The organism is Mucilaginibacter sp. P5_A6 (assembly GCF_056400585.1).
The window spans coordinates 304,063-329,165 of sequence record NZ_JBFUKZ010000001.1 but is presented as its reverse complement, the minus strand read 5'-3'; the positions used below and the strand labels follow the sequence as shown (position 1 = coordinate 329,165).

Here is a 25,103-nt window from a genome sequence, read left to right as displayed (position 1 = left end):
CATGGTCTATGGACTAAAAAAACTACCTTTGTCCCTATTATGGTAACTTTTTTTGAAGCTTCGCTCGATACTATTTCGGTACATCATGTTGGCAATCCATTGCAGGATGAGATGTACTCCCTGTCAGATCATCCGCTGGAATTGAAAGATGATATTATTCCCAATTTGTTGATGCAATACTTTTTAAAACCTTTTGAAAAAGCCAACGAGGTTTACCACCTGATGCACAGCAGCGGCGATCTTGCCCTTAACGAACTGCACAACTTTGCCACACAGGTATTCGAGGATAAAGAGAAGTTTCATGAGGCATCTGAAAAGATTGCCAAACACCTGTACAAAGTAACCACTCACCCCAATATCAAGGGCGGCGAACTTTATGTGGTGTACTTTAACAAGGTACAAATTGAAGGAAACCCGCTGGATGCTATCGGCATTTTTAAATCAGAGAATAAAGAGACCTACCTGAAAGTTTACCCGGATAAGGGTGGTTTCCAGGTTGATTATGAGCAGGATGCTATCAACATCAACAAACTGGATAAAGGCGTTTTGATCTTTAATATCGAAAAAGAGAACGGTTATAAAGTAGTTGTTGTTGATAAAACCAATGGCGGACAAGATGCTGCCGTGTATTGGAAAGACGAGTTTTTACAGCTCAGGATCCGTAATGATAGCTATAACCAAACCAGCAATACGCTGGGTATCTACAAAAATTTTGTTACTCAAAAGCTCGGCGATCAGTTTGAAATGAGCAAGGCCGATAAAATTGACCTGCTTAACAAATCTATGAAGTATTTTAAGGAGAAGGAGACCTTTGATATGGACGAATTTGCCGGCGAAGTAATTGGCAACCCCGAAGCCATCGAATCGTTCAAAAATTTCAAGAACCAGTACGAGCAGGAGTTCGACAGTCCCATTGCCAACACCTTCGAAATTTCGGGCAATGCCGTAAAAAAGCAGGCCCGCGATTATAAAAGTGTACTAAAGCTTGATAAAAACTTCCACATCTATATCCACGGCGACAAAGAGCTCATTGAAAAAGGCTTCGACGACGGCAAGGCTATGAACTTTTATAAGGTTTATTTTAAGGAGGAAGCGTAGAGAGACATAACTATAATTCAAAAAAGGTTTACCAAAAAATATCCTATCTGATAAACCTTTTTTATTGTTTTAAGTCCTACCTGTAACATTCAAACAATTTTTAGTTAACCAAATCACAACATCTAAATGAAAAGATCATTTATTATTTTATCCCTTCTATTTATCATTGCAAGCTGCAAAGTCCCCAATTATGCAATTGGAATGGGCGAAAAAGAATTTACAGCTTCTCAAAAATACAATTTAGACTTAGTTGAGGCATCCCGGGGAAGATCTGTTTATAAAAGGGCTGTTGAAACTGATGGTAAAAGAGTAATCGCAAACATGTACTATTATTTTGCAGATGGCAAATTAGTACGCGCGGAACGTGTTGAATGCCCGCCGGAGATTATTATTGAACACAGAAAAAGCTAAACTATTAATTGCGTTATTACCAGGCTTACAGCATATGGTATTCTGTAAGCCTGGTTATTTAAAGAGCTAATCCGCCTCAACCAGACTACTTACTCCGTAAGTAACCGCGTCTACCCTCTTCAAATGCAAATTAGTAACCGGTTTCACCACCAGTGGTATTTTCTCTATCCGGGTTTCGCTGGTATCCAGGCCGAAGGCTTTGGCTTCTGACTGAGCCAGTTTTTTGATAGCGAAATAACTGTTGAGGATAAAACCTTCGCTTACACTGAACAGGTTATTATAGCTCAGGAATTTCTCCATGATCACAAACCTGAAATCGGCTGGGATCTTATATTCGTGAAGCGATGGGTAGTTACTTGTAATATCAATTTCCTGGCGCTTCACCATATCCTCTACTACATTGCGGAACAGCACGTTCACCCGCGGCTGGATCCTGAACCCTAAACGGTATTCAATGCGAATAACCTTGCCAGGCTCAATCTGGTCTACACTGTATTCCATAGTATAAGGTTCAGCGGTAGTTTCAATATGCACAAACCAGTAGGTATCAGCACGTTTAGGGCGACGGCTCATGATAGAGTAAATGATCTTTTCTTCTATTTGCTTACTGTTGTTGGCTTTTGTTAAATAAATAAGGTGCGTGGCATATTTGTTAACAGTAGTATCAGCACTAAGTGCATTCAACAGGGGCAGCTTTTCTTTGATATCAATAAAATTAAGGAAACGATTATTGATCTTGCGGGCCCTGAACCAGATGTACATAGTAAAGATCAACCCAACCTCGAAGCCTACAAAGAATAGTCTCTTTAATATTTTAACCGCGTTGGCTACAAAAAACGAGAACTCAACCGTTAAAAACACGCACAGTACAATGGTTACCAGCCACACAGGCCAGTGCTTTACATAGCGCATAAAATAGTACATTAAAATGGTTGTGCTCAGCATGGCTATAGTGATGCTGAAACCATAAGCAGCCGTCATAGCGCTGGATGTGCGGAAGTACAGCGAAACCAAAATACAGCCAATGCACAGGATCCAGTTAATGCTGGGGATATAGATCTGCCCGCGAATGTTAGATGGATATTTGATAGTGATCCTCGGCCAGAAATTCATGCTCACAGCCTCGCTGATGAGCGTAAACGAGCCGCTGATTAAAGCCTGGCTTGCAATGATGGTAGCCATGGTAGCCAGCGCGATACTTGGGATCAGGAACTGGTGGGGCACTATCTCGAAGAAAGGATTTACCCCGGTAAAATTCTTGGTTGGCGCCTGTGACAATACCCATGCACCCTGCCCAAGGTAATTGAGGACAAGCGTGGTTTTAACAAAGATCCAGCTTACCTGGATGTTTTTGCGGCCGCAATGACCAAGATCGGAGTATAATGCCTCGGCACCGGTAGTACACAAAAACACCGCGCCTAACAGCCAGAAACCTTTGGGGTGATCCATTAGTAAACGCGCCCCATAATAAGGGTTTAGGGCTTTAAATATACCGGGAGAATGTATCACCTGGATACCACCTAAAATGCCCAGCATCAAAAACCAAATTAGCATAATGGGGCCAAAAGCCGAGCCAACCACTTTGGTACCAAACTGCTGAAAAAAGAAAAGCAGGATGATTATGGCAATCACAATTAATAAAATAAGGTTATTACCAGGGATGATAACATCCGAAAAGTAAGGCACCAGGTTCAATCCCTCAATAGCCGATGTTACCGATATAGGCGGGGTAATAATACCATCGGCAAGCAAAGTACCCGCACCAATGATAGCCGGGATAGCCAGCCATTTGCCATAGCGCCGTACCAGGGCATACAGGGAGAAAATCCCGCCTTCGCCCTTGTTATCGGCCTGCAGGGTTATCACAATGTACTTGAAGGTTGTTTGCAGGGTAAGTGTCCAGAAGATACAGGAGATAGAACCTAAAACAAGGGAGGTATTAACCTTACCACCCTCAACCAGCAGGGTTTGAAAAACATAAAGGGGAGATGTACCGATATCGCCAAAAATGATACCGAGGGTAACTATCATACCCGCGAAAGTGATGTGCTTAACGTGCGAATTCATTTAATTAAGATAAAAATCAGGGGATTTGCAATGCGGTGATCCGGCTGCTTCAGAGAACATTGCCAGCCATACTGGTTTTTGGCAGCCGCAACAGGAAATAATATCACCATAAACTAATTTTACTAATAAATCCGCATGGCCAAAATACATGCCGACGATAGTTTTAATTTATTAATTAGCTATTTTACAAATACTTATCTGTTTTAAAGTAATTATAGTTGAAATGATAAAACCTATCAAAATGATAGGTTTTATCATTTTGATAGTAAATTAGGGAAAGGTATGTTCGAGATATTTCTACGAAATTGACCTAAGAACTACAGGACCATGCCGAATTATTTCGGCATCCACATACAAAGTGTACAATGGTTACGCTGTCCTGTCAGATCCTGAAACAGTGTTCAGGATGACTTCAGTATAATGAAAATCAAACCTTAAAACTGTACGCCCCAGCGTTCCTCAATCCCCAGCCCAAACAATGCAAAGTCATACTTTACGGGATCAAGCGGATCAAATTGTTTTAGCCTTTCGGTTAGCTCAACAGCGGTTTGCCAATCGGTTTGTTTGCGGGTGATGAGGAGGAGTTTGCGGGACACCCGGTCCACATGCAGATCAAGGGGGCAGATCAGGTCTTGAGGTTTGATGCGGTTCCAGATGCCGAAATCCACACCATTATCGTCCTTGCGAACCATCCAGCGTAAAAACATATTGAGTCTTTTACAGGTTGATTTTTGTGAGGGCGAGGATACGTGTTTTTTGGTGCGATTTGGGTAATCGGGTAAAGAAAAAAAATAAGAACGGAAGTGATTTAGATAATCTTCGGCCGAAGCCCCCCACCCTCCGTTAGCAAACGGAGGAGTTTTTTGATTTGCCACCTTTTGTTCCCCCTTCAGGGGGTTAGGGGGCTTCGGAATAAAGGCATCTTCCAACGAGTCGAACCGTTTATAATGATATCTGAAAAAGCTAATAAAGTACAGCGTATCAATATCATTAAAAGTACGGTGCTTAAAGCAAAGGAGCTTTTTAAGATCGGGCTCTTCGTGGTTGATAATGAAATCATAGGGCGCGCCATCCATCAGGGTGATGAGCTCCCTGCATTTTTTGATGATGGTAACCCGCTGTCCCCAGGCCAGGGTAGCAGCCCAAAAACCCATGATCTCAATATCCTGCTTTTTACTGAATGAGTGCGGAATAACTATAGGATCATTCTCAATAAACTCCGGGCGGTTGTATTGGGCAACTTTAGCGTCGAGAAAGGATTGGAGTACAGCCCCCCCCGCCCCCTGAAGGGGGAGCTTTTGATTAGTATGCTGGATTGACATATACGCTTATGTCCTCCCCCTTTAGGGGGTTGGGGGGCTCAGTGCTTGTTTCAAATCTTCCAGCAAATCCTCTATATCCTCTACCCCTACGCTTAAACGCAGCAGGTTATCAACCACGCCGGCTTTTTCACGTTCGGCTTTGGGGATAGATCCGTGGGTCATGCTTACAGGGTGGTTAATCAACGATTCCACACCGCCTAATGACTCAGCTAAAGCAAATACTTTAAATGACGATGCAATGCGGAATGTTTCCTGCAAATCAGCACCTTTTAGCACGATAGATATCATACCGCCAAAATCGCGCATCTGTTTTTTGGCAACTTCGTGATTTGGATGATCAGTAAAGCCTGGCCAGTAAATCTTTTCTACTTTGGGGTGTGTTTTCAGGAATTCGGCTATCTGGCGGCCATTTTCGCAATGGGCCTTCATGCGCAGGTGCAGGGTTTTTATGCCACGCAGCACCAGGAAGCTGTCCATAGGGCCAGGCGTTGCACCGCAGGCATTGTAAATGAACCAGAGCCTTTTGTACAGTTCTTCATCGTTCATCATCAGGGCGCCCATTACCACGTCGCTATGCCCGCCAATGTACTTGGTTACGGAGTGCATTACCAGGTTGGCACCCAAATCGATAGGATTTTGCAGGTATGGCGAAGCAAAGGTATTATCTACCACAAAAAGCAAATTTTTCTCTTTGGTTATTTTGCCTATAGCCTCAATATCCACAATTTGCATGGTTGGGTTTGTAGGTGTTTCTATCCAAACCAGTTTGGTATATGAGTTGGTATACTCGGCAACAATCTCGGGGTCAGACAGATCAAGGAAATGAAACTTGATGCCATAGTTAGCGTAAATCTTTGTAAAAATGCGGTACGAACCACCATACAGGTCATTACCGGTAATCACCTCGTCGCCTGGCGATAACAATTTCATCACGGCATCGGTCGCACCCATTCCGCTTGAAAAAGCCAAACCAAATTTGGCATTCTCCAATGCGGCCAAACAATCCTCAAGCGCTTTGCGGGTTGGATTGGTACCACGTGAGTACTCATATCCCTTATTATCGCCCGGCGATTTTTGCCAGTAGGTGGATGTCTGGTATATCGGCGTCATGATAGCGCCTGTAGTCGGATCGGGCTCCTGCCCTGCGTGTATAGCTTTAGTTGCGAATTTCATGTAGCCCCCCACCCCCCTAAAGGGGAAATTTTTGATTTGCTTCCTTCCCTAAAAGGAAGCTTGTTTGGTATTTTTTCCTTTAGGGAAGGATTATTTAATTCTCGATAATAGAAACATTATTTAACAAAAGGTCAATACCGTTTTGCATTACATCGGCTAACGTATCAATCTCAGCAGTATTAAAAATTGGATTGGGTTCATCGGCCCAATAACAGTCACTCGCATTAAACAATTTGTCATATACAGCGTTCCGGACATCCCCTTTCACGTCTCCTGTAAATTGAAGCTTTATCGATTCTGCAACGTCTGTAAACAGATTCCACAAGTTCAAAAACTCATTACAGTCAAACTTAGGATAAGGATTTGCCATCCATTGCTGAATTTTATAAACGCCGTAACCAGTAATTTCGGTATTTGAACCGTTTATATATTCGTGCCAATACCGCAACAAACCAGCCTCTGTTTTAAATGCAATTACCTTAAGATCATCATTAACCAAAACGCCGTCTACTTCATCACCAATCCATATAATGTACAGTTGATAAAATTTAACGTCGAGACGAATAATATAATAATTATCTCCTGCCAAATGCATCTAAACCAACCCTAATATGCGCGTGCGAAAAGAACCCTCTGCTTCGACGGTTTGCCCGTCAAAATGCATTTCCCCTCTTCCTGTTTGTTGTCCAAAGGTATGCAACGGATTGTCGCTTTAGTTTCCTCTTTTATCTTTTGTTCGGTTTCGGCTGTGCCATCCCAGTGGGCGCTCAGGAAACCTGGCTGCTCATCCAGCAGGCGTTTAAACTCCTCGTAGGTATCAACCTCGGTGGTGTTCCCCGCGCGGAAATCGAAAGCTTTTTTGTAGATGTTGTTTTGAATTTCTTCTAACAAAGCTTCAATATACTGGCTCAAACCTTCCTGGTTAACAGTCTCTTTGGTTTTTGTATCACGGCGGGCCAGTTCTACTGTTCCGTTTGTCATATCGCGGCTGCCAATTGCAACGCGCAATGGAACGCCTTTCAACTCGTACTCGGCAAATTTCGCTCCGGGGCGGTGGGTATCGCGATTATCAAATTTCACAGAAATACCTTTGGCCTTCAGTTCCTTTTTTAAAGTATCTACATAAGCAGATATATTATCCAATTCTTCCTGGTGCTTGTAAATCGGCACAACTACAACTTGTATAGGGGCCAGTTTTGGTGGCAGTACCAGGCCGGCATCATCACTGTGAGCCATAATCAGCGCTCCTATCAAACGGGTAGATACGCCCCATGAGGTTGCCCAAACATGTTCAATTTTATTTTCTTTATTGGTAAATTTCACATCAAACGCCTTGGCAAAATTTTGCCCCAAAAAATGCGATGTACCGGCTTGCAGGGCTTTACCATCCTGCATTAATGCCTCAATGCAATAAGTGTCCAAAGCACCGGCAAAACGCTCGTTGGGGGTTTTGCGGCCTTTTACTACAGGCAGTGCCATCCAGTTTTCGGCAAAATCGGCATAAACGTTGAGCATCTGCTCGGTTTCGGCTATGGCTTCTTCTGCTGTGGCATGGGCAGTGTGGCCTTCCTGCCATAAAAACTCGCTGGTGCGTAAAAACAAACGGGTACGCATTTCCCAGCGCATTACGTTGGCCCATTGGTTAACCAGGATAGGCAGGTCGCGGTATGATTGAATCCAGCCTTTGTAGGTGTTCCAGATAATGGTTTCGGATGTTGGGCGAATGATAAGCTCTTCTTCCAGTTTGGCATCCTCATCAACTATAATATTTCCATCACCATCGTTTTTAAGGCGATAGTGTGTTACAACAGCGCATTCCTTGGCAAAACCCTCAACATGGCTGGCTTCTTTACTAAAAAATGATTTGGGTATCAACAGCGGGAAATAGGCATTGCTATGCCCTGTATCTTTAAACATCCCGTCAAGCACGGCCTGGATCTTTTCCCATATAGAATAACCATAGGGTTTAATGATCATACAGCCCCTAACCGGCGAATATTCGGCCATGTCAGATTTAATTACTAAGTCGTTAAACCATTGCGAATAATCTTCGTCTTTACTAATAACACCTTTGCTCATATTGATTGAATAGAATTTGACTTTGCAATTATTGTATATTGCGCTCAAATTTATAAATTTAAAACTTATTCGAACCCGAACTTTTACAAACCTGAATATGAAACGGAACATTGCAATAGGAATTTTTTTCTTCAGTGCCTTTGCACTGAGTTCCTGCTCTACCCAAAAACTCGCTACCACCGCCACTACCGACGACGTTTATTTTTCAAATGCCAAAGCCGGCGATGAGCCTATTTACGCCACTCAGCCTGTTTACAATCAAAATGATGCCGATAATCAGCAACAGGAAGAAGATAGCGATGATTACTTTTACTATGATGATTATGCATCGCGCATAAACCGTTTCAGTTATTACTCTCCGTTTAGTTATTACGATAATTTATATTATGGTTACAGCAATCCATATTACAACGGCGGCTTTAGCTTAGGCTTTAATTACGGCCCGTATGGCTATGGCTACTCTCCATACGCTTATGGCGGCGGCTATGGCGGCTGGGGTTTAGGATATGGTTATGGTGGCTGGGGCTTAGGTTTTGGCTCCGGATACGGCTATGGCTACGGCGGCTGGGGTTTAGGATATGGGTATGGTGGCTATGGTGGCTTATACGGCGGCGCCTTTTATGGCGGTGGGTACGGGTATCCGGCCTATGTATCATCAGGCACGCCGCGTCCTGTGCGCGGTACAGGTAGCCCTTTAAGCGGTCGTGGTTCGGTAAGCGCTTATGGTCGTGGTACACGTATTGGCGGTCCGGCATCAAATTCAAGTTCAAGAACAGGCATAGGTTATATTCCGGGTGGCCGGGCAAACCGCACTACTGATGGCATAACCCGCGGTAATTCAAATAACGGAAATAACAGTTACTCCCGCGATTCGCGCCCGGTAAGGCAACAGGATACAAGGCCGGCAACTCAAAGTGTTGATCGTTCACAACCTACTCCATCATCTCCATCAAACTCGGGCAGCGGCTCAAGAAGCAGCGGCGGAAGCAGTAGCGGCGGCGGTGGTGGCGGCAGACCAGTTAGACCATAAATTTTATCAGCTTATATCTATGAAAATTAAATATTTACTAAGTGTAATTGCTATAGTAGCATTTACTGAAGATAGTTTTGCGCAGTATTCGCAGGATGCTATACGTTTCAGCACCTTTCAAACCGGGTCTACATCGCGCATTAAGGCAATAGGCAATGCAGGAACAGCTGTAGGTGGCGACCTGAGCTCGATAAGCGGCAACCCTGCAGGCCTGGGATTTTTTACCCACTCGGAGGTAAGCATAACTCCCGAGTATAATGGCTCAAAAGTAAATTCAACTTACCTTGGCCAGTTTGGTACCGACAGCAAGAACAACCTTAATTTTAGTAATGCTTCGGTGGCAATTTACCAGCGGTTAAATACACCAAAGGGCCGCGATAAAACAAAAGGATGGGTAAGCATTAATTATGGGGCCGCTTACAGCCGTACCAATAATTTTTACGAAAACATAACCTACGGCGGTACAAATAAAACAAGCTCTATCAGCGATTATTATAACAACCTTGCCAAGGATCAGGTAACTCAAAATGGTATCGTTAGTACTGATGGACTTGACGGTTGGGCTTATGACCAATACCTGGTAAATAATTTTGGCGACGCGGCGAATCCCGACTCCTATTCAAGCACGGTAAATGTACCTGTTAAGCAAATAAACAATACAATCCGCTCCGGCGGGCAGTCAGAAGTCAACCTTGCGTTTGGTGCTAATTACAGCAATAAACTTTATATAGGTTTAGGTGTTTCGTTATCAGACATTCGCTATAATTCATATAACGTATTTAACGAAACAGGCACTACTGTACCAGTTGATCGTGGTAATACTGATATTGGCTTTAACTCAAACTTTATTCAAAATCAGATCACCAAAGGCTCGGGCGGTAATGTTAAATTAGGCCTAATTTACAAACCGGTTAATGCCCTGCGCCTAGGCGTAACAGTTACTTCGCCAACGTTTTATACTATCGACGACTCATACGATGAAAGCCTTGGAACCAAATTCAATGACGGAAGCAGCTATAGTAATAAGGATTATTCGCAGAATTATTCTTTATCCTACAACATGCGTACGCCATTTAAATTTACCGGTGGCGCTGCCATATTTATTGGTAAATACGGTTTTATTTCTGGCGATATAGATTACATTGATTATACTACCACCCACATCAGCAGCAACGACAGCTATACAGCTGATTTTGACAACGGTAACATTAAAGCGCTTTACCGCTCAACCGTAAACGCGCGCGTGGGAGCCGAAGCCCGTTTAAACAGCATGTTTTACCTGCGTGGCGGCTACAGCATACAAGGTAGCCCGCTTAAACAAAATGGCAGCGATATTAAAACCATAACCGGCGGCATTGGCGTAAGGTTTGGCAGTTATTATGTAGATGCTACTTATGCACATTTAAGCGGCAACCAAACAGTTTACCCTTATGAGATAGGCACTGCAAGCCCATCGGCAGCGCTTAAAAAGACAAATAACAATGCTTTCCTTACTTTAGGATATGCATTTTAACAGAAAGCAATAATTATAACAAAAGCGCCGCCGCATTATAAAATATGCAGGCGGCGTTTCATTTTTAAAATAACTTTAGATTACATCCTATTTCTGAACAAAAAAATTATAAGTGCCGGAGTCGGAGATATTGCCGTTAGCATCTATGGTAACCACGCGCCAGTAATAGGTAGTATTTGCTCCAACAGTTACATCTTTCAAAAAACTATCTGTAATATGGTTTCTGAACAAAGCGGGGTTGTTTGATGGGCCAAAATACACATCGTAAGCAACGATATTTGAACTTACCGAACTTCCCTTCCAGGTTAGATTTACTTTGGTAGTACCCGAATTAATGATAGCGCCAAACGCTGGCGCGGTAATTTCTGCGGGGAAAGGTGCATAAGTAACAATCCCCGCACCAGCGTTGTAAAATTTCCAGGTATCGCTTTTGCTTACAACTGATGACTTATTTGATTTAGAGTTGATGTACCAGGAGTAGGGTGTGTTACGAAGCAGTTTTGCCGTTGCATTAGTTGTTGATACGGTTTGGGTAGTTGCTGCTTTTGTTAAAAGATTGGTTATCGTTAAATCATACTTGTCTGTATTTTGCGATGAATTCCATGAAAAAGAAACCGAACTTTCTGTAGCCGACACTACTGTTCCCGTAAGACAAGGCTGATCTTTTAAAGGCGCAGATAAAGTTGCAATACCTGGTGCGGGCGTGGGTTCTTTTTTTCCGCACGATACAATAGCCAATATTGTTATTAAACTTAAAATACGCTTGATCATTTTTTTACAATTTTATATCCGGATTTATTATTATCGAGGTTTAAATTAAGGTAGTATACCCCATTTGGAAAGCCCGACATATCAAACTGCATCACGCCCGACTGATTTGTATATTTACTATTAAGCACCGTTTTGCCACTCATTGTGTTAACTATGTTTACGCCTATGTTATTAATAGTTTGGTTACCAATATTCACGTTAAGCACATTTTGAAATGGATTGGGGAATGGAATAATTTTATCGGCCACTACAATAACTTTTTCTATTACACCCTGGCATAAGTTATCGGTAGTGATACTTAATTTATTGTATCCTGCGGCAAGCGGTAAGCTTATCTGCTTTTCAGTTGTGTTATAGGTCATACTGTTTAACACTATCCTGAAAGAAGTTCCGCCATCCAACTGTAAATTCAGGTTATTTAGCTTTTGATCAACAGTTGAATAAACTGACAGATCCTTAGGTTCGGTAACCTTTAACTGGAAACATTGGCTATATATTTCACCGTCGACCGAAAAACAAATACTGTAGTCACCCGGCGAAAGATTGTTTATAGAAAGTGAATCGGTAAAAGGATAGGATTTGTTAAGGTTATTGCCCGAAAAAGCTGCAGAATATTTGAGCCGCTGTTGTGCTGATATGTGAATAGACCCATTATTGCTGCCTTTACAGGTTGCACCGCCAATACTTATTTTAAAGTTACCAGGTGGCAGCTGCAACTGCGATAAAACACTGGTATACAATGAATATGTGGTATAATTATTAGCTGTTATTGCTACCGAATATCCTCCCGTTTTTGTAGCTACATAGGTATTGGCTGTAGCCCCGCTAATGTTTTTTCCATCTGCGGCCCACTGGTAAGCATAACCGGTAGATGGGGAAGCCGATAAGGTAACACTGCCCCCGTTAACAATAGTAGTTGAACCCGTGGCTGTAATAACAGGTACAGGGGCCACAATAAGCTTACCGGCAACGTAGTTAAACGAATAATTTTTAGCATCGGCGCCGTTTACCGTTATGGGATAAGTACCGGCTGCCGAACCCGAAGTAGCTGTTGTACTAATGGATGGCCTGGTAATTAATACAGTTGTATCCTCGGCATAAACAAAGCCTTTGTAACTGGCCGTTAAAGGCGGATTATCTTTTAGCGCTGTTTTTATTTTATCATCGGCAGTAACGGTTAAAACCGCTTTATTAACCGTTAAAGGCTGACTAACCGGCGTAGCGGCCTTATAATTGCTATTACCATCCTGATTGGCGGTGATAGTAGTGGTGCCTGCGCCGGTAATATGAATTTTGTTGCTCACAATAGTTGCAACAGCAGGATTGCTGCTGCTGTATTTTATGGCAATCAGCGTATCGGTACTTGTTGCCGGTGGCGCATAATCAACATTGCCATAGCTAAGCGGCGATAGTTTATTAAACGTAATGGTTTGGCTAGCAATACCAACACTTATATTAATTTTATTATTTGCCGAGCCACTATTATTATAGGCTGTTATTACATAATCTTTAGCGGCGGTAACCGTTGTCGGGATTCCAACAATTGTGCCTGTGCTATCAATGCTCAAACCAGCGGGCAGGCGGGGGCTTATAGTATAGCCATTAACGGCTACTTTCCGAATCCGGTCGTTACCTGGGTCGGCAATCAACAGGTTGTTCTGCCCGTCATAAGTTAAACCCATACTTCCCCTATAGCTGCTTAAAGTATCGGTAGCATCGTTAAAAGTTCTGTATGAGCCACCAGAAAATGGATGCGACCCTATTTGTTTACCATTACTATCAAACTGTATGATACCAAAATCCTCTACAGTTGACAGGTATATCCGGTTTAAGTTATCAACAGCAATACCGTAAGGTGATGTATAGGTAGTATCAGTAAAAGTACTAACCCTGCCTGGGTTACCAGGAAAAACCTGCCTTATACAGTTATTCCCCTGATCGGCTACATATATTACTCCATTCTTATCAACCGCGACACTGTACGGTATTTTAAAAGTTGCTCTTGTGGTAATTCCGTCTGCACGTCCGGGCGCACCTGTACCGGCTATAGTAGTTACATCTCCCCGTGGCGAGATCCTCCTTATCTTGTTATTATAAGTATCTGCTACTATGATATCGCCCGATGCCGGATCGAAAACTAAGCTATAGGGAAGGTTAAAGCGTGCTGCTGCACCGTTTGCATCTTTATTTCCATAGTTCACATTACCGGCAAACGTACTTACGAAACCTGTTGGTGTAATCTTCCTGATCATGTTATTGACATAATCAGCCACATACACGTTATCGTTTTTATCTACCGTTAGCCCTGTAGGATAATTAAATCTCGCAGCGGTGTCCTGTCCGTTTTTTGCGCCTTTTTTGGGGTTCCCGGCAAATGTACTTACCCAACCTTTAGCCGAGATCTTCCTGATCATATTTAAATTGGCATCCGCCACATACATATTTCCTTTACTGTCAAAAGCAACGCTTACCGGGTTTTCAAAACGGGAATATTTGGMCAGGGTGTCTTTATAGCCATAAAAACCGTTCCCGGCCAGTGTACTTACTTTTGAATAAACCTCATCAGGGATAGGGCCACCAGTACTTTTAGGCGCTACCGGACTTATTTTAGTACCAACAGTAAATTTTTGCGGAGTAGCATAACTGAAAGCCGGAATTTGGGCATAACTATTTTTTGAAAAAGTCAGCAGCAGTGTTACAAAAGTTACTAAAAAGTAAATTTTCTTCATATTGTCGGTTTAGGAATTTTCAAGAAAGTTTGAGCTAAAATTTTATGGAAAAATATCCAAAAAAAACATAACTATCAAATGGTTAAACGGAATGTTTTAAACATATTAAATGCGTATATTTTATTTGGCCAAATTATTTATCGGTTATCATTAAGCAAAATTACAAAACAGCCTTATTAAAATATCCGGGTACAATGTGCGGTACAATTAAAACAACAATGGCCTAATCGTTCCCCGATTAAGCCATTGTTGTTTATTTATTTAATATAATCTTGTTATATCCCCGAAAGGTCTCCTATCTGCTCGGTTTTTGCCAGCCGCCTGATGTCAAATCCTTTATTTGCGGCCCTTACCAAAAGCTGGTTGTAAGTTTGCTCGTCCAAAGTTGGGCGCCGGCTCATGATCCAAAGTAACTTACGATTGGGGTGCCCTACAACCGCATAGCTGTAATCTTTTGCCAAATCAATTATCCAGTACTTACTTTTGCAAAGCCAGGAAAACTGAACGGCCAGCTTCGAGTTAGTTCCTCTATCGGTTACAAAGGCTTTACCTTCGGTTACCTTAAGCTTGTCGTTTTTTATAGTGCGATTTTTTACTATTACGCTGCCATCTTTGTTTAGTCCGTAAGTTGCCGAAGTGCATGAGCCAGCCTTCTCAAAAGGTTGAGGGAACGCGGCTATCTCGAACCAGGTACCCAGGTACTTTTTAAGGTCGACATAGTTAACGGTTTCCAATGGTTTTTCCCTGGCTTGCAGTGCTAATGCAGCTAAGCCCAGTACAACAGAAGTTGCCAAAATCTCTTTCTTCATGTAACCATAACGATTAGCATCTCCAAAAAGTTTAACCTATAAGCACATATTTCGCTCTCATATCTCCCTAAAATAATTAATTACCTTTGCCCCAAAGCATTAAAATTGGATATAATAGCTACATTTCTCGATAAAAAAGTTGTCAGCATATTAGGCTGTGGCTGGTACGGACTGGCACTGGCCAAGGCACTGATCAATGATGGCATGAGGGTAAAAGGATCAACAACATCGCCATCCAAATTAGCGTCGCTTTTAGCTGATGGCATTGAACCACACCTGGTTGATTTTTCTGTAAGTAGTGAAACCTATGATGCCGCATTTTTTGATTGTGATGTACTTTTAATTGCCATTCCACCAAAAACACGATCGGGCGAAGGGGCAAATTTTATTTTTAAGATACGACAGATTATTAATGCCATAAAACAGCATGGTGTTAAAAATGTAGTGTTCATTAGCTCAACAGGAGTTTATGCCGATTTGAACGGTGAAGTAGATGAAAATACCGATCCTCGGCCCAATACCGAAGCCGGTAAAATATTATTCGCTGCCGAAAACCTTTTCAGGGATGAAGAAGTAGTTAAAACCACCATTATTCGTTTTGCCGGATTGATAGGACCTGGCCGTAACCCCGGCAGATTTTTTGCGGGTAAAAAAGCTATCCCCAATGGTAATGCACCGGTTAACCTGGTACACCTGGATGATTGTATTGGGTTAACGAGGGTAATTATTGATAAAGATGCTTTTGGGTACCTATTCAATGGCTGTTCACCAGATCATCCTGCAAAATCAGATTTTTATACAAATGCTGCTTTGAATTCAGGGCTTGAAAAACCGGAATTTATTGCAGAATTAAAGGAATGGAAGATTGTTAAAAGTGTGAATGCAGAGATAGTACTGAAATATCAGTTTAACGCCGATATTCAATAGAAAATTTCGCGTTAAGGTAAAAAAGTTGACACTTACTGAAAAATTAAAAAACACAAACAACTGATAATCAGCACAAATAGCGTTCCATCCCTATTTTAATAAAACGTTAACACATTGACTATCAGTGCAAATAGCGTTCCACACCGTTCCGGGCGTTCCACTACGCTGAAATGGAACACCTGGTGCCCGCCAAAAGAATTATCCGGCCTTTTTGGAGGTTAATCAAGCTTTGCAGTCAGGGGCTTCCCACCCATCACAAAAACCAAATTACCACCGTTCGTGATATCCTTATGGCTGATATAATTCCTTAAATAAGGCTTACCATTCAGGCTGATGCTTTGGACATACTTGTTAGTTACTGATAAGTTTCGGGCAACAATAACAAAGCTTTTATTACCGGGTAAGGCAAGGCTGATCCTGCTCAGCTGCGGCGCACCAAATACATACCTTCCATCGGCAGGATTAACAGGATAAAAGCCCATCGCCGTAAAAATATACCAGGCCGACATTTGCCCGCAATCATCGTTACCGGATAGTCCGTCCGGTTTGTTCTGGTAAAACTGATCAGAGATCTGCCTTACCAGCCGCTGCGTTTTGGCGGGATCTCCCGCAAGGGTATACAAATAGGCAATGTGGTGGTTGGGCTCGTTGCCATGAGCATATTGACCGATGAGCCCCGTAACATCCAGCGTTGAGCCTTTACCAAATACTTTTGAATCCATACTGAACAAAGAATCGAGCCTGGCTAAGAAAGGCTTCTTCCCTCCCATCAGCTGTATCAATCCGGGGATATCGTGCTGTACCTGCCAGGTATATTGCCAGGCATTGCCTTCGGTATAATCACCGCCTATTGCCAGTTGCCCGCTATCCAGGCTGGCAAAAGGCTGCACCCAACTCCCATCTGATAATTTACCCCGCATCAGGTTGGTTGATGTATCAAACAAGTTTTTGTAGAACATAGAGCGTTTGTTAAAATAGTTATAGTCTGCCGTTTTGTTAAGCGATTTTGCCAGTTGCGCAGCACACCAATCGTCATAAGCAGCTTCAAGCGTACGGGATACGGCTTCGCGCTTTATACTATCCGATGGCAGGTAGCCGTATTGCATGTAAAGGCCCCAATTGTATTTTGGATTTTTGTTGGTGGTGAGCGTAGCTTTTATGGCTTCAAAAGCCTGCTCTTTGTCAAAGCCTTTAATGCCTTTCAGGCTCGCATCTACTATCACAGGTACAGCATGATTGCCTATCATGGCGTAGCTTTCCTTACCAAACAAAGTCCATACGGGCAATAGTTTGGTAACTTTGAAATGCTGTAGCATAGTTTCAACCATTTGGCCATCTTTATCCGGGCAGATAAGTGTGTAAAGCGGCTGGGCGGCGCGGTAGGTATCCCACAGCGATAATGTTGAATAATACACTTTATCGGCAGATTGATGTATCAGGTCATCGGCACCCCTATATTTGCCATCCACATCTGCAATGTTATTGGGTTGAATTAAAGCATGATAAATACTGGTATAAAAAGCTATCTTTTGTTCATCGGTACCCTCGGATCTTAATCTGCCGAAATAGCTTTCCCAGACTTTAGCAGCATCGGCCTTAACCTGTGTAAATGTTTTATTGGCAGTTTCGGCAGCGAGGTTCTTGCGGGCACCCTCAATACTTACCGCCGAGATGCCAACTTTGGCCTCCACCGTTTCGCCGGGATTGGTATTAAAATCAACCACCAAACGGCGATGGATATCTCCATCAATAAAATGATAACCCGTAAATGCTTTGCTAAAACTCGCAGTAAAAAACACCTTTTTATTTACCCATTGGCTTGAAAATGCGTAGCCACTAATACTGGTTTTATTATTGATGGTGATGCTGCCTTCGGATACATGCTCCTTTAGTTGTTCGGCATCCTCAACCAAACCGCTTTGCAGATCTATCAGCAAATGCGATTTGCCGGCTTGATTAAAGGTATACCTGTGCAGCCCTGTATGGGCCGAAGCAGTAAGCTGCGCTTTAATGTTATGATCTTTTAATATCACCTCATAATAGCCTGGTGAAGCTTTTTCTGTTTGATGCAAAAAGCCACTGACGAATTTAGGCGGATCATTCCCCTGGAATGGGAAAAACAATACATCACCCAAATCAACGCCGCCGGTGCCGCTTAAGTGGGTATGTGCGAAACCTGTTATAACACTATCTTCATAACGATATCCAGAGCAATAGTTCCAGCCAAAATTGCCTGTTTCGGGGCTTAACTGAACCAAACCAAAAGGTACCGTAGCGCCGGGAAAGGTATGCCCCGTTGCAGATGTACCAATGAAGGTATTAACATATTTGCCATAGGTTTGTGCGTACGCAAAAAAGCTTGTACCCAAACATGCGAGCACCAACAGCGTTTTAAACAGGTTTTTATATTGCATCATCAACCTGTTAGTGAAACATGTAACGCGCCGGGGCAAGTAATTTACCATTAGCTGTCTTTATTAGTATCAAGTCCTGCATCCGGTTTATGTTGTCGGCTATATAATATCCGCTTAAATTGTAAATTCCTTTTTTAAGGTGCAGCAATGCCTTCTGCGGCTCAACGTAAGTATTTTTGTTTTTGTAAATAACCGGCTGATCGCCCACAAACAAGGCAGGACTAACCTCGAAGCCCGAGGTGAGTTCATAATCACCTTCTACATCAATTTTTATATAGCCGTTCATTTTTACCCAGGTAATATTGCCATCGGTTACGGGCAATACCATTGGATTGGCGGAATCTATTATGGCTGTTATAGCCACAATGGAGGTATCCAGCTTATCAAAACTGGTTTCTTTACTTTTTATAAGCTTATAGCTTAAGCCGGGTTTTAAATCAACCGGGGCTATGCTATTTACGGTAACATTAACATGCTTTATAGTTGCCACCTGGAAAATGTGCTGTTTGTTCAATGTCCAGGTAGTGTAGGTTTTTAGCACCAGGCTGTCTTTGATCATAGCGCTGATATTTACCGGGAAAGTCTGCGCCTTTGTACTGCTATCGGGCATTGTACCGTTAACTGAATAACGTACCTGCGCACCCAGTAACGGGTATTTAAGTACCAGTCCAAACTGGTCGCTATTGGTAACTATGTTATTCATCCCCACAATATCGGGCAGGCGGGCGTTCAAATTCCACAGCTTGAAATAACCATATTGCTGCTTCATTTTATATTCAAATCTAACAAGATCTTTGTTTTCTTTTGATGACCAGGTGAGCTCGGCGACAGCGAGTGCGCGAGGATAAACCATGTACTGCAGGTGCGATGCATCCGGAACTTTTTCGGCCCAGATATTCCCCTGCGCACCTAAAATATATTCGGCCTCCCCCGGACTTAGCTCTTTTGACATTGGCTCGTAATTGTAAACCATTTGCCAGGTTACCGGCGGGTTCCAGCCGATAGGTTCCAAATCCTCATTAGCCTGCGGGGCATCAAAATACATGTAAGGTAATGGTGTCATCACCACATGATGGTGCATTTTGGCAGCAGCTATACCACCGGCTTCGCCCTGCCAGCTCATCACCGTGGCCGATTCGGCTAAACCTCCCTGCAGGATCTCGTCCCAGCCTACAAGTTTTTTATTTTTTGAGAGCAAAAATTTTTCTATCCTTTTGATGAAATAACTCTGTATTTCCTTCTCGTTTTTCAGGCCTTCCTTTTTCATGAGCGCAACCGCGGCAGGACTTTTCAACCAGTCTATCATCTCGGCCTCATCGCCACCAATGTGGATATACTGATTAGGGAAGAGCGCGATAACCTCGGTAAGTACATCTTCCATAAAAGTAAAAGTATGCTCACTGGGATCCAGCATGCGGACACGATGTTTTGCCCCGGTTGAATCCTGGCAACCCAGTTCGGGATAGGCAAATATGGCTGCTTCGCTATGGCCGGGCATCTCAATTTCGGGCAGTATGGTTACATACCTGGCCTCCGCGTATTTGATCACCTCCCGGATATCGTCCCTGGTATAAAATCCATCACGCCCCTCATCTATCAAATTATCCAGCTTGCGAAATTTGCCCTGCTTTTCATAAAAGCTGATCTTTGAGCCCACCCCGGTTAACTTAGGATATTTATCAATCTGGATGCGCCAGCCTTCATCATCGGTTAAATGCCAGTGAAACACGTTCAATTTATAATGGGCCATTACATCAATATATTTTTTGACCTCATCAACCGTAAAAAAATGACGGCTCACATCCAAACTCAAACCTCTCCATTGAAAACGGGGCTCATCAGCAATTACACATGCTGTTATTTTTAAAGGAGCAATAGTTTTTGCGGGAAGCAATTGAATTAATGATTGTACACCATAAAACAACCCAGCCCCATTGCCCGATATTTTTACGCTGCCGGGTTTTACATTCATGTTATAAGCCCCCTCTTTGCTGCTTACAGTAGTAAGCAACTGTATAGCTATAGCAGCCGGTATTTTAGCATAAACCTTCAGCTTTAAATTCAGCTTGTAGTTTTGGGCAAGGTAATCCTGCAGGTATTTACCTACGGCCTGGCTTTCTTTATCAACCCCGATAACTGTTTTATTACTTAAAATAAAGCTGCCTTTTTGCCCGGTTAAGTGTAGTGGTTGTGGGATGATATGTAACTGGGCTTTTGCAGATGCAGACAAAGCACAAATTATTATTATAAAGATGTATTTTAATTTGATGATGCTATTCATTTGCAAAGGCTTAAATTTAAATCCCGACTGGGCTTGTTACCGCTTACCCGGTGGTTTCATGGTGTACACAAAATGATAAGTACCCGATACCACATTTATCTGTTCATCATTTCCTGTTTTTTTAATTTCCGTGATGCTTTCTATCGTGTTTATATCAAGTCCGCTCTCAGTGACCTGGTCTGTTACCGATGGTAAAACTACCTGAGCTGTGGTATTGGGTGGTACTACTATATCCAAAGTAAATATGCCATTATCTATGCTCCATGCCGACTTTATTTTGCCGTAAAGCGTTACCAGTTCGGCCTGCGCACTGGTAAGTTTACCGCCAGGATGCGGCGCGATGATGATTTTATGAAATCCCGGATCGTTTTCATCCGTATTAATACCGGCTATCACCCTATACATCCAATCGCCAATAGCGCCGTAGGCATAGTGATTAAAGGAGTTCATTTCCGGGTCCTCAAAAGTACCATCGGGCTTAATGCCATCCCATCGTTCCCAAATAGTGGTTGCACCGTTTTTTACCGGGTATAACCATGAAGGATACGACTCCTTCATCAGCAAACCATAAGCTACATCACTATAGCCAAAGCGGCTTAATACATGACAGATATAAGGTGTACCCAAAAAGCCGGTAGTTATATGTTCGTCATAATCATCAATATTCTTCACCAATCTTTTTGCGGCTGATTGCCTCAGATTTTCGGGCAGCATATCAAAGTTAAGAGCCAGTACATAGGAGGTTTGCGTACCGGATATCATACGCCCGTTTGGCGTTACATACTCGCTGTTAAATGCTTTTTTTACATTGTAGAGCAATTGCGAGTACCTTTGCACATCATCGGTTTTACCCAATACTTTTGCCGCATTGATGAGCAATTGCGTTGAATGCGCGTAAAATGCCTGTGCTATCAGATTTTTATCGGTAAGAGCAGCGCCGTCTTCATAATTGGTGCCGGCGTAAAAAAGCCAGTCGCCAAAGTGGTTACCTGTATCCCAGAGATAATTGCGGCTATGGAATTGGATATAACCCACCCAGGCCTTCATACTTTCGTACTGCTCCTGTAAAACCCGTTTATCGCCGTAAGCCAAATAAATATTCCATGGTGCGATAGTGGCCACATCGCTCCAGCCCGATGCAGCAGACGAGGCACTATCCAGCATATTTGGTATCACATACGGTACTGCGCCATTTTTATGCTGATCGGCAGTAAGATCCTTTAACCATTTGGTATAAAACCCGGCAACATCCATATTGAAAGTTGCGGTGCGGCAAAAAGCCTGGGCATCCCCGGTCCAACCCATGCGTTCGTCGCGTTGAGGGCAATCGGTAGGTACATCAATAAAATTTCCTTTTTGTCCCCATTGAATGTTATGCTGCAACTGGTTAATGAGTGGGTTGGATGTAGAAAATTTACCCGTTTGCGCCATATCCGAATACAAGGCGTAAGCGGCCAGGTTAGTTGAGTCCAGCGGCCCATTATAGCCAACTACCTTCAAAAACCGGAAGCCCTGGAAAGTAAAATGAGGCTCAAAGGTGGCGATGCTATCATCCTTAAAAACATAGGTGATCTCCTGTTTGGCGGTACGCAGGTTTTTAGTGTAAAAATTCCCTTTTTGATCCAGCACCTCGGCATGAAAAAGCCGGAGTGTATCGCCCGCTTTTGCTTTGAGTTTGAATTGTACCCAACCTACCAGGTTCTGGCCAAAATCAACTACGCGCTCACCTGCAGGTGTGGTAAATACTTTAAGAGGTAAAAATTTTTCGTGCTTTTTAACCGTAGGGCCAGCGGTGGCTATCAGGTTATCTTTAATAGTTGAATCTGTTTTAACGGTATCCCAGGTAAGGTCGCGGTAGGCAGGGCTTGTCCACCCGGATTTATCTTTGCGGGCATCATAAACCTCGCCATCAAAAAATGAGGAAGACCTGATAGCTCCATAGCTCACCCTCCAGGTTTTATCAGAGTTGATCACCGCGCGCGTGCCATTGGTATATAAAACCTCAAGCTGGCAAAGTAGTGCCAGTTTTGTACCATACACATTTTTTTTACGGTTATAGGTATAGCCACGGTACCATCCATCTCCAATGGTTACGCCAATTGCGTTATCGCCCTTCTGCAGGCTTGATGTTACATCGTACACATTGTATTGAATGCGTTTGTTATAGCTCGTCCAGCCGGGTGCAAAGTAATCGGTACCTACCCTTTTTCCATTTAGCTGCGCTTCAAAAACGCCATGTGCGGTTATATACAAGTGGGCGGCGCGTATTTTATGATCTAATTTGAATGTTTTGCGAAACATGGGAGCGGGGCCACCTGTAGTATCAGACTGGTAGGCGTTCTGGATCCATTTGGCTGTCCAATCGGCCTGTTTTAGTAAGCCCATTTTCCAAAAGTTGACCATGCTCCAGGGGCTTACCTGGTTTTTATTGTTCCATACCCTTACCTGCCAATAAACTTTTTGCCGCGATGCCAGCATCGGGCCGCCATAATAAATTTGCACCGACTGGTCTGAATAGATCCTGCCGGTACCCCAAATAATATCCTTGCCCCGGGTTAATGATACCGCGTTACTGCCAACCCTGATCTCATAAGATGTTTGCTGAATGCCACGCTCCTGTGTAACCAGTCTCCAACCGAGGCGCGGGTTGGCTGCATCAACAGATATTGGGTTGGTTTTATATTCACATATCAGATTATCAATGCTAAAAGGAACGGGAACAGGTTGAACCTGTGAATAGCTTCTGGATTGTAAAAAAAGTAATAAAACGATACTTAAGCTTGTTTTATTAAACACGCTTATCATTTGAATATAATTCATACCATTAATATAGCTTAAGAACGATTTTTGTTTTAAATACTGTACATATTTAGCTATAAAACAGGTAAAAATGATGTGGTAATTGCAATATTTGTTAATAAACTTGGTAGCCCGATAAAAGTTTTACCGGTTGCAGGCGCGGCATTAATGTTCAAGGTTACCTTCATTTAGCGGATATTGGAAAAACAGCCGGATATTGGCATAAGCGGCAGAGTTAACGTTCCAGTAAGGTTTTTTAAAGGCTCTTTCCCGGGCGCCGTGGGCAGTCATTACTGCAACCGCTTTACCTGTACGTATAAGATCAAACCAGCGGTGGTTTTCAAAAGCAAGCTCAACCTGCCGTTCATGCGCTATGGCATCGCGGAAAGCCTCCTGGCCCGAAACATTTAATGCAGGATCGGCATTCCCAGCTGATTTGTCTTCCAGGCCTGCCCGCTCCCTTACCAGGTTTAAATATTTGAAGGCATCACCGCCACCTGCAAAACCCTGCTCATTCAGGCATTCGGCAAGCATCAGGTAGACGTCGGCATAACGGTAAACCGGAAAATCATTAGCTGTTACGCCCTGAAGAGCACTTTTACTCACATATTTTTTTATAAAGGGTAAATCAACGCCGTATTCATCCGATGTAAAATCAATTAAAGATGCATCCTTCCTGTTATCACCATCTTCATACGCATTGATCAAATCCTGGGTGGGAATATTCCAGCCGTTTTGGGCATTGTTATAAAAATAAAACCCGGTTAAATCATTGTCGTAATAATCCCAGGGAACAAAAGTGCTTACGAAATCGCTGCCCAGGCCGTTATTACCTTCCATGTACTGGATCTCAAATATCGACTCGGCGCTATTTTTCTTGGTGATATCAAAATTATCGGCATAATTTGCATTCAAACTGTAAACATTTGACGCAATAACCGCGCGCAACAGCGGTATGGCTAAATCGAATTTCTTCTGCGTCATATATACTTCGGCAAGCATAGTTTCGGCTGTGCCTTTAGTTACCCTCCCTTTGTCACCGGCCGCTGTATACCTTACAGGTAACTTGGTAATAGCGGCTTGCGCATCAGCTATTATAGCTGTGTAAATATTAGCTGCGGTTGTTTTAGTTGCTATCTTATAAGCATCACCTACAGACTCTACTTCGGTAAGTACCAGCGGCATATCGCCAAACATGCGTACCAGGTTAAAATAGTTAAAAGCCCTTAAAAAATATGCTTGCCCGGCTATTGTATCCGTAACAGCAGCATTAAGCTTGGCTGCAGGTAAACGCCCCAAAATAACATTGCACCTTCCTATATCGGTATAGCCGGATTCAAAAAATGCCCCCACCATATCATTATTATTCAACTCCCTGAATTCGTCTATCTCCATTTTATTAGTACCAGATTGATCATAGGGATCATACTCGTACGAGGTATTATCCGACCTCATTTCGCCCAATGCCCAAAAAGTGCCATTATATAAACCCTGTAACGGCTTATATGCGCCATTGATGGCCTGGGTAAACTGGTCTTTTGTTTTATAGAAATTTGCACTACTTTGAGTATTTGTTGGTTGCAGGTTAAGAAAATCCTTTTTGCAACCAGCTATACCAAATGCGGTAAGGATAAGAAAAAGGAATGTATATTTTTTCATGTCTTCAGTTGTTATTGTTTG

17 protein-coding genes are annotated in these 25,103 nt (G+C 42.9%); 5 read left to right on the top strand and 12 right to left on the bottom strand.

Annotated features, from left to right (window positions below):
- The first annotated feature begins 39 nt into the window (after nucleotides 1-39).
- Nucleotides 40-1,098: a nucleoid-associated protein gene (locus AC1DO4_RS01400; protein WP_477412257.1), complete on the top strand. Its 1,059-nt coding sequence runs from the start codon at nucleotides 40-42 to the stop codon at nucleotides 1,096-1,098.
- A gap of 126 nt (nucleotides 1,099-1,224) precedes the next feature.
- A complete protein-coding gene (locus tag AC1DO4_RS01395) occupies nucleotides 1,225-1,509 on the top strand; it encodes a hypothetical protein (protein ID WP_477412255.1) in 285 nt (94 codons plus the stop codon).
- Between the two features lie 66 nt (nucleotides 1,510-1,575).
- Here the strand turns inward: AC1DO4_RS01395 and AC1DO4_RS01390 are convergent, their stop codons facing one another.
- The 5 genes from AC1DO4_RS01390 to proS form a co-directional block, all read right to left on the bottom strand.
- A complete protein-coding gene (locus AC1DO4_RS01390; RefSeq protein ID WP_477412253.1) occupies nucleotides 1,576-3,576 on the bottom strand; it encodes a KUP/HAK/KT family potassium transporter in 2,001 nt (666 codons plus the stop codon).
- A gap of 434 nt (nucleotides 3,577-4,010) precedes the next feature.
- On the bottom strand, nucleotides 4,011-4,898 hold the full coding sequence (locus AC1DO4_RS01385) for a TIGR02757 family protein (protein ID WP_477412251.1): 888 nt from the start codon (nucleotides 4,896-4,898) through the stop codon (nucleotides 4,011-4,013).
- A gap of 21 nt (nucleotides 4,899-4,919) precedes the next feature.
- Nucleotides 4,920-6,071 (bottom strand): cystathionine gamma-synthase, encoded by a 1,152-nt coding sequence (locus tag AC1DO4_RS01380; RefSeq protein ID WP_477401802.1) that lies wholly within the window; start codon nucleotides 6,069-6,071, stop codon nucleotides 4,920-4,922.
- A gap of 94 nt (nucleotides 6,072-6,165) precedes the next feature.
- Nucleotides 6,166-6,666 (bottom strand): hypothetical protein, encoded by a 501-nt coding sequence (locus AC1DO4_RS01375; RefSeq protein WP_477412249.1) that lies wholly within the window; start codon nucleotides 6,664-6,666, stop codon nucleotides 6,166-6,168.
- Nucleotides 6,667-6,677: 11 nt separating this feature from the next.
- Nucleotides 6,678-8,150, bottom strand: coding sequence for a proline--tRNA ligase (gene proS, locus AC1DO4_RS01370; protein ID WP_477412247.1), 1,473 nt, complete (start codon nucleotides 8,148-8,150; stop codon nucleotides 6,678-6,680).
- A gap of 97 nt (nucleotides 8,151-8,247) precedes the next feature.
- On the opposite strand from proS, the gene AC1DO4_RS01365 reads away from it, so the two are divergent.
- Complete coding sequence (locus AC1DO4_RS01365; RefSeq protein WP_477412245.1) at nucleotides 8,248-9,180, top strand: hypothetical protein; 933 nt, start codon at nucleotides 8,248-8,250, stop codon at nucleotides 9,178-9,180.
- A 19-nt stretch (nucleotides 9,181-9,199) separates the two neighbouring features.
- Nucleotides 9,200-10,693 carry an OmpP1/FadL family transporter gene (locus AC1DO4_RS01360; RefSeq protein ID WP_477412243.1) on the top strand — a complete coding sequence of 498 codons (1,494 nt, stop codon included), beginning with the start codon at nucleotides 9,200-9,202 and terminating at the stop codon, nucleotides 10,691-10,693.
- Between the two features lie 87 nt (nucleotides 10,694-10,780).
- On the opposite strand, the gene AC1DO4_RS01355 is transcribed toward AC1DO4_RS01360, so the two are convergent.
- The 3 genes from AC1DO4_RS01355 to AC1DO4_RS01345 all read right to left on the bottom strand — a co-directional run bounded on the left by AC1DO4_RS01355 (nucleotide 10,781) and on the right by AC1DO4_RS01345 (nucleotide 15,002).
- Nucleotides 10,781-11,464, bottom strand: coding sequence for a hypothetical protein (locus AC1DO4_RS01355; protein WP_477412241.1), 684 nt, complete (start codon nucleotides 11,462-11,464; stop codon nucleotides 10,781-10,783).
- Complete coding sequence (locus AC1DO4_RS01350) at nucleotides 11,461-14,193, bottom strand: MBG domain-containing protein (RefSeq protein WP_477412239.1); 2,733 nt, start codon at nucleotides 14,191-14,193, stop codon at nucleotides 11,461-11,463. Before AC1DO4_RS01350 ends, AC1DO4_RS01355 begins: the two co-directional genes overlap by 4 nt.
- 275 nt (nucleotides 14,194-14,468) lie before the next feature.
- Nucleotides 14,469-15,002 carry a lipocalin family protein gene (locus tag AC1DO4_RS01345; RefSeq protein ID WP_477412237.1) on the bottom strand — a complete coding sequence of 178 codons (534 nt, stop codon included), beginning with the start codon at nucleotides 15,000-15,002 and terminating at the stop codon, nucleotides 14,469-14,471.
- A 105-nt stretch (nucleotides 15,003-15,107) separates the two neighbouring features.
- On the opposite strand from AC1DO4_RS01345, the gene AC1DO4_RS01340 reads away from it, so the two are divergent.
- Nucleotides 15,108-15,929 carry an SDR family oxidoreductase gene (locus AC1DO4_RS01340; protein WP_477412235.1) on the top strand — a complete coding sequence of 274 codons (822 nt, stop codon included), beginning with the start codon at nucleotides 15,108-15,110 and terminating at the stop codon, nucleotides 15,927-15,929.
- A gap of 218 nt (nucleotides 15,930-16,147) precedes the next feature.
- On the opposite strand, the gene AC1DO4_RS01335 is transcribed toward AC1DO4_RS01340, so the two are convergent.
- The 4 genes from AC1DO4_RS01335 to AC1DO4_RS01320 form a co-directional block, all read right to left on the bottom strand.
- Nucleotides 16,148-18,346 carry a GH92 family glycosyl hydrolase gene (locus tag AC1DO4_RS01335; RefSeq protein WP_477412233.1) on the bottom strand — a complete coding sequence of 733 codons (2,199 nt, stop codon included), beginning with the start codon at nucleotides 18,344-18,346 and terminating at the stop codon, nucleotides 16,148-16,150.
- 7 nt (nucleotides 18,347-18,353) lie between these two features.
- Nucleotides 18,354-20,573 carry a beta-N-acetylhexosaminidase gene (locus AC1DO4_RS01330; RefSeq protein WP_477412231.1) on the bottom strand — a complete coding sequence of 740 codons (2,220 nt, stop codon included), beginning with the start codon at nucleotides 20,571-20,573 and terminating at the stop codon, nucleotides 18,354-18,356.
- Between the two features lie 87 nt (nucleotides 20,574-20,660).
- Nucleotides 20,661-23,444 carry a family 78 glycoside hydrolase catalytic domain gene (locus AC1DO4_RS01325; RefSeq protein ID WP_477412229.1) on the bottom strand — a complete coding sequence of 928 codons (2,784 nt, stop codon included), beginning with the start codon at nucleotides 23,442-23,444 and terminating at the stop codon, nucleotides 20,661-20,663.
- A 144-nt stretch (nucleotides 23,445-23,588) separates the two neighbouring features.
- Nucleotides 23,589-25,082, bottom strand: a complete 1,494-nt coding sequence (locus AC1DO4_RS01320; protein ID WP_477412227.1) for a RagB/SusD family nutrient uptake outer membrane protein — start codon at nucleotides 25,080-25,082, stop codon at nucleotides 23,589-23,591.
- Nucleotides 25,083-25,103: the final 21 nt, after the last annotated feature.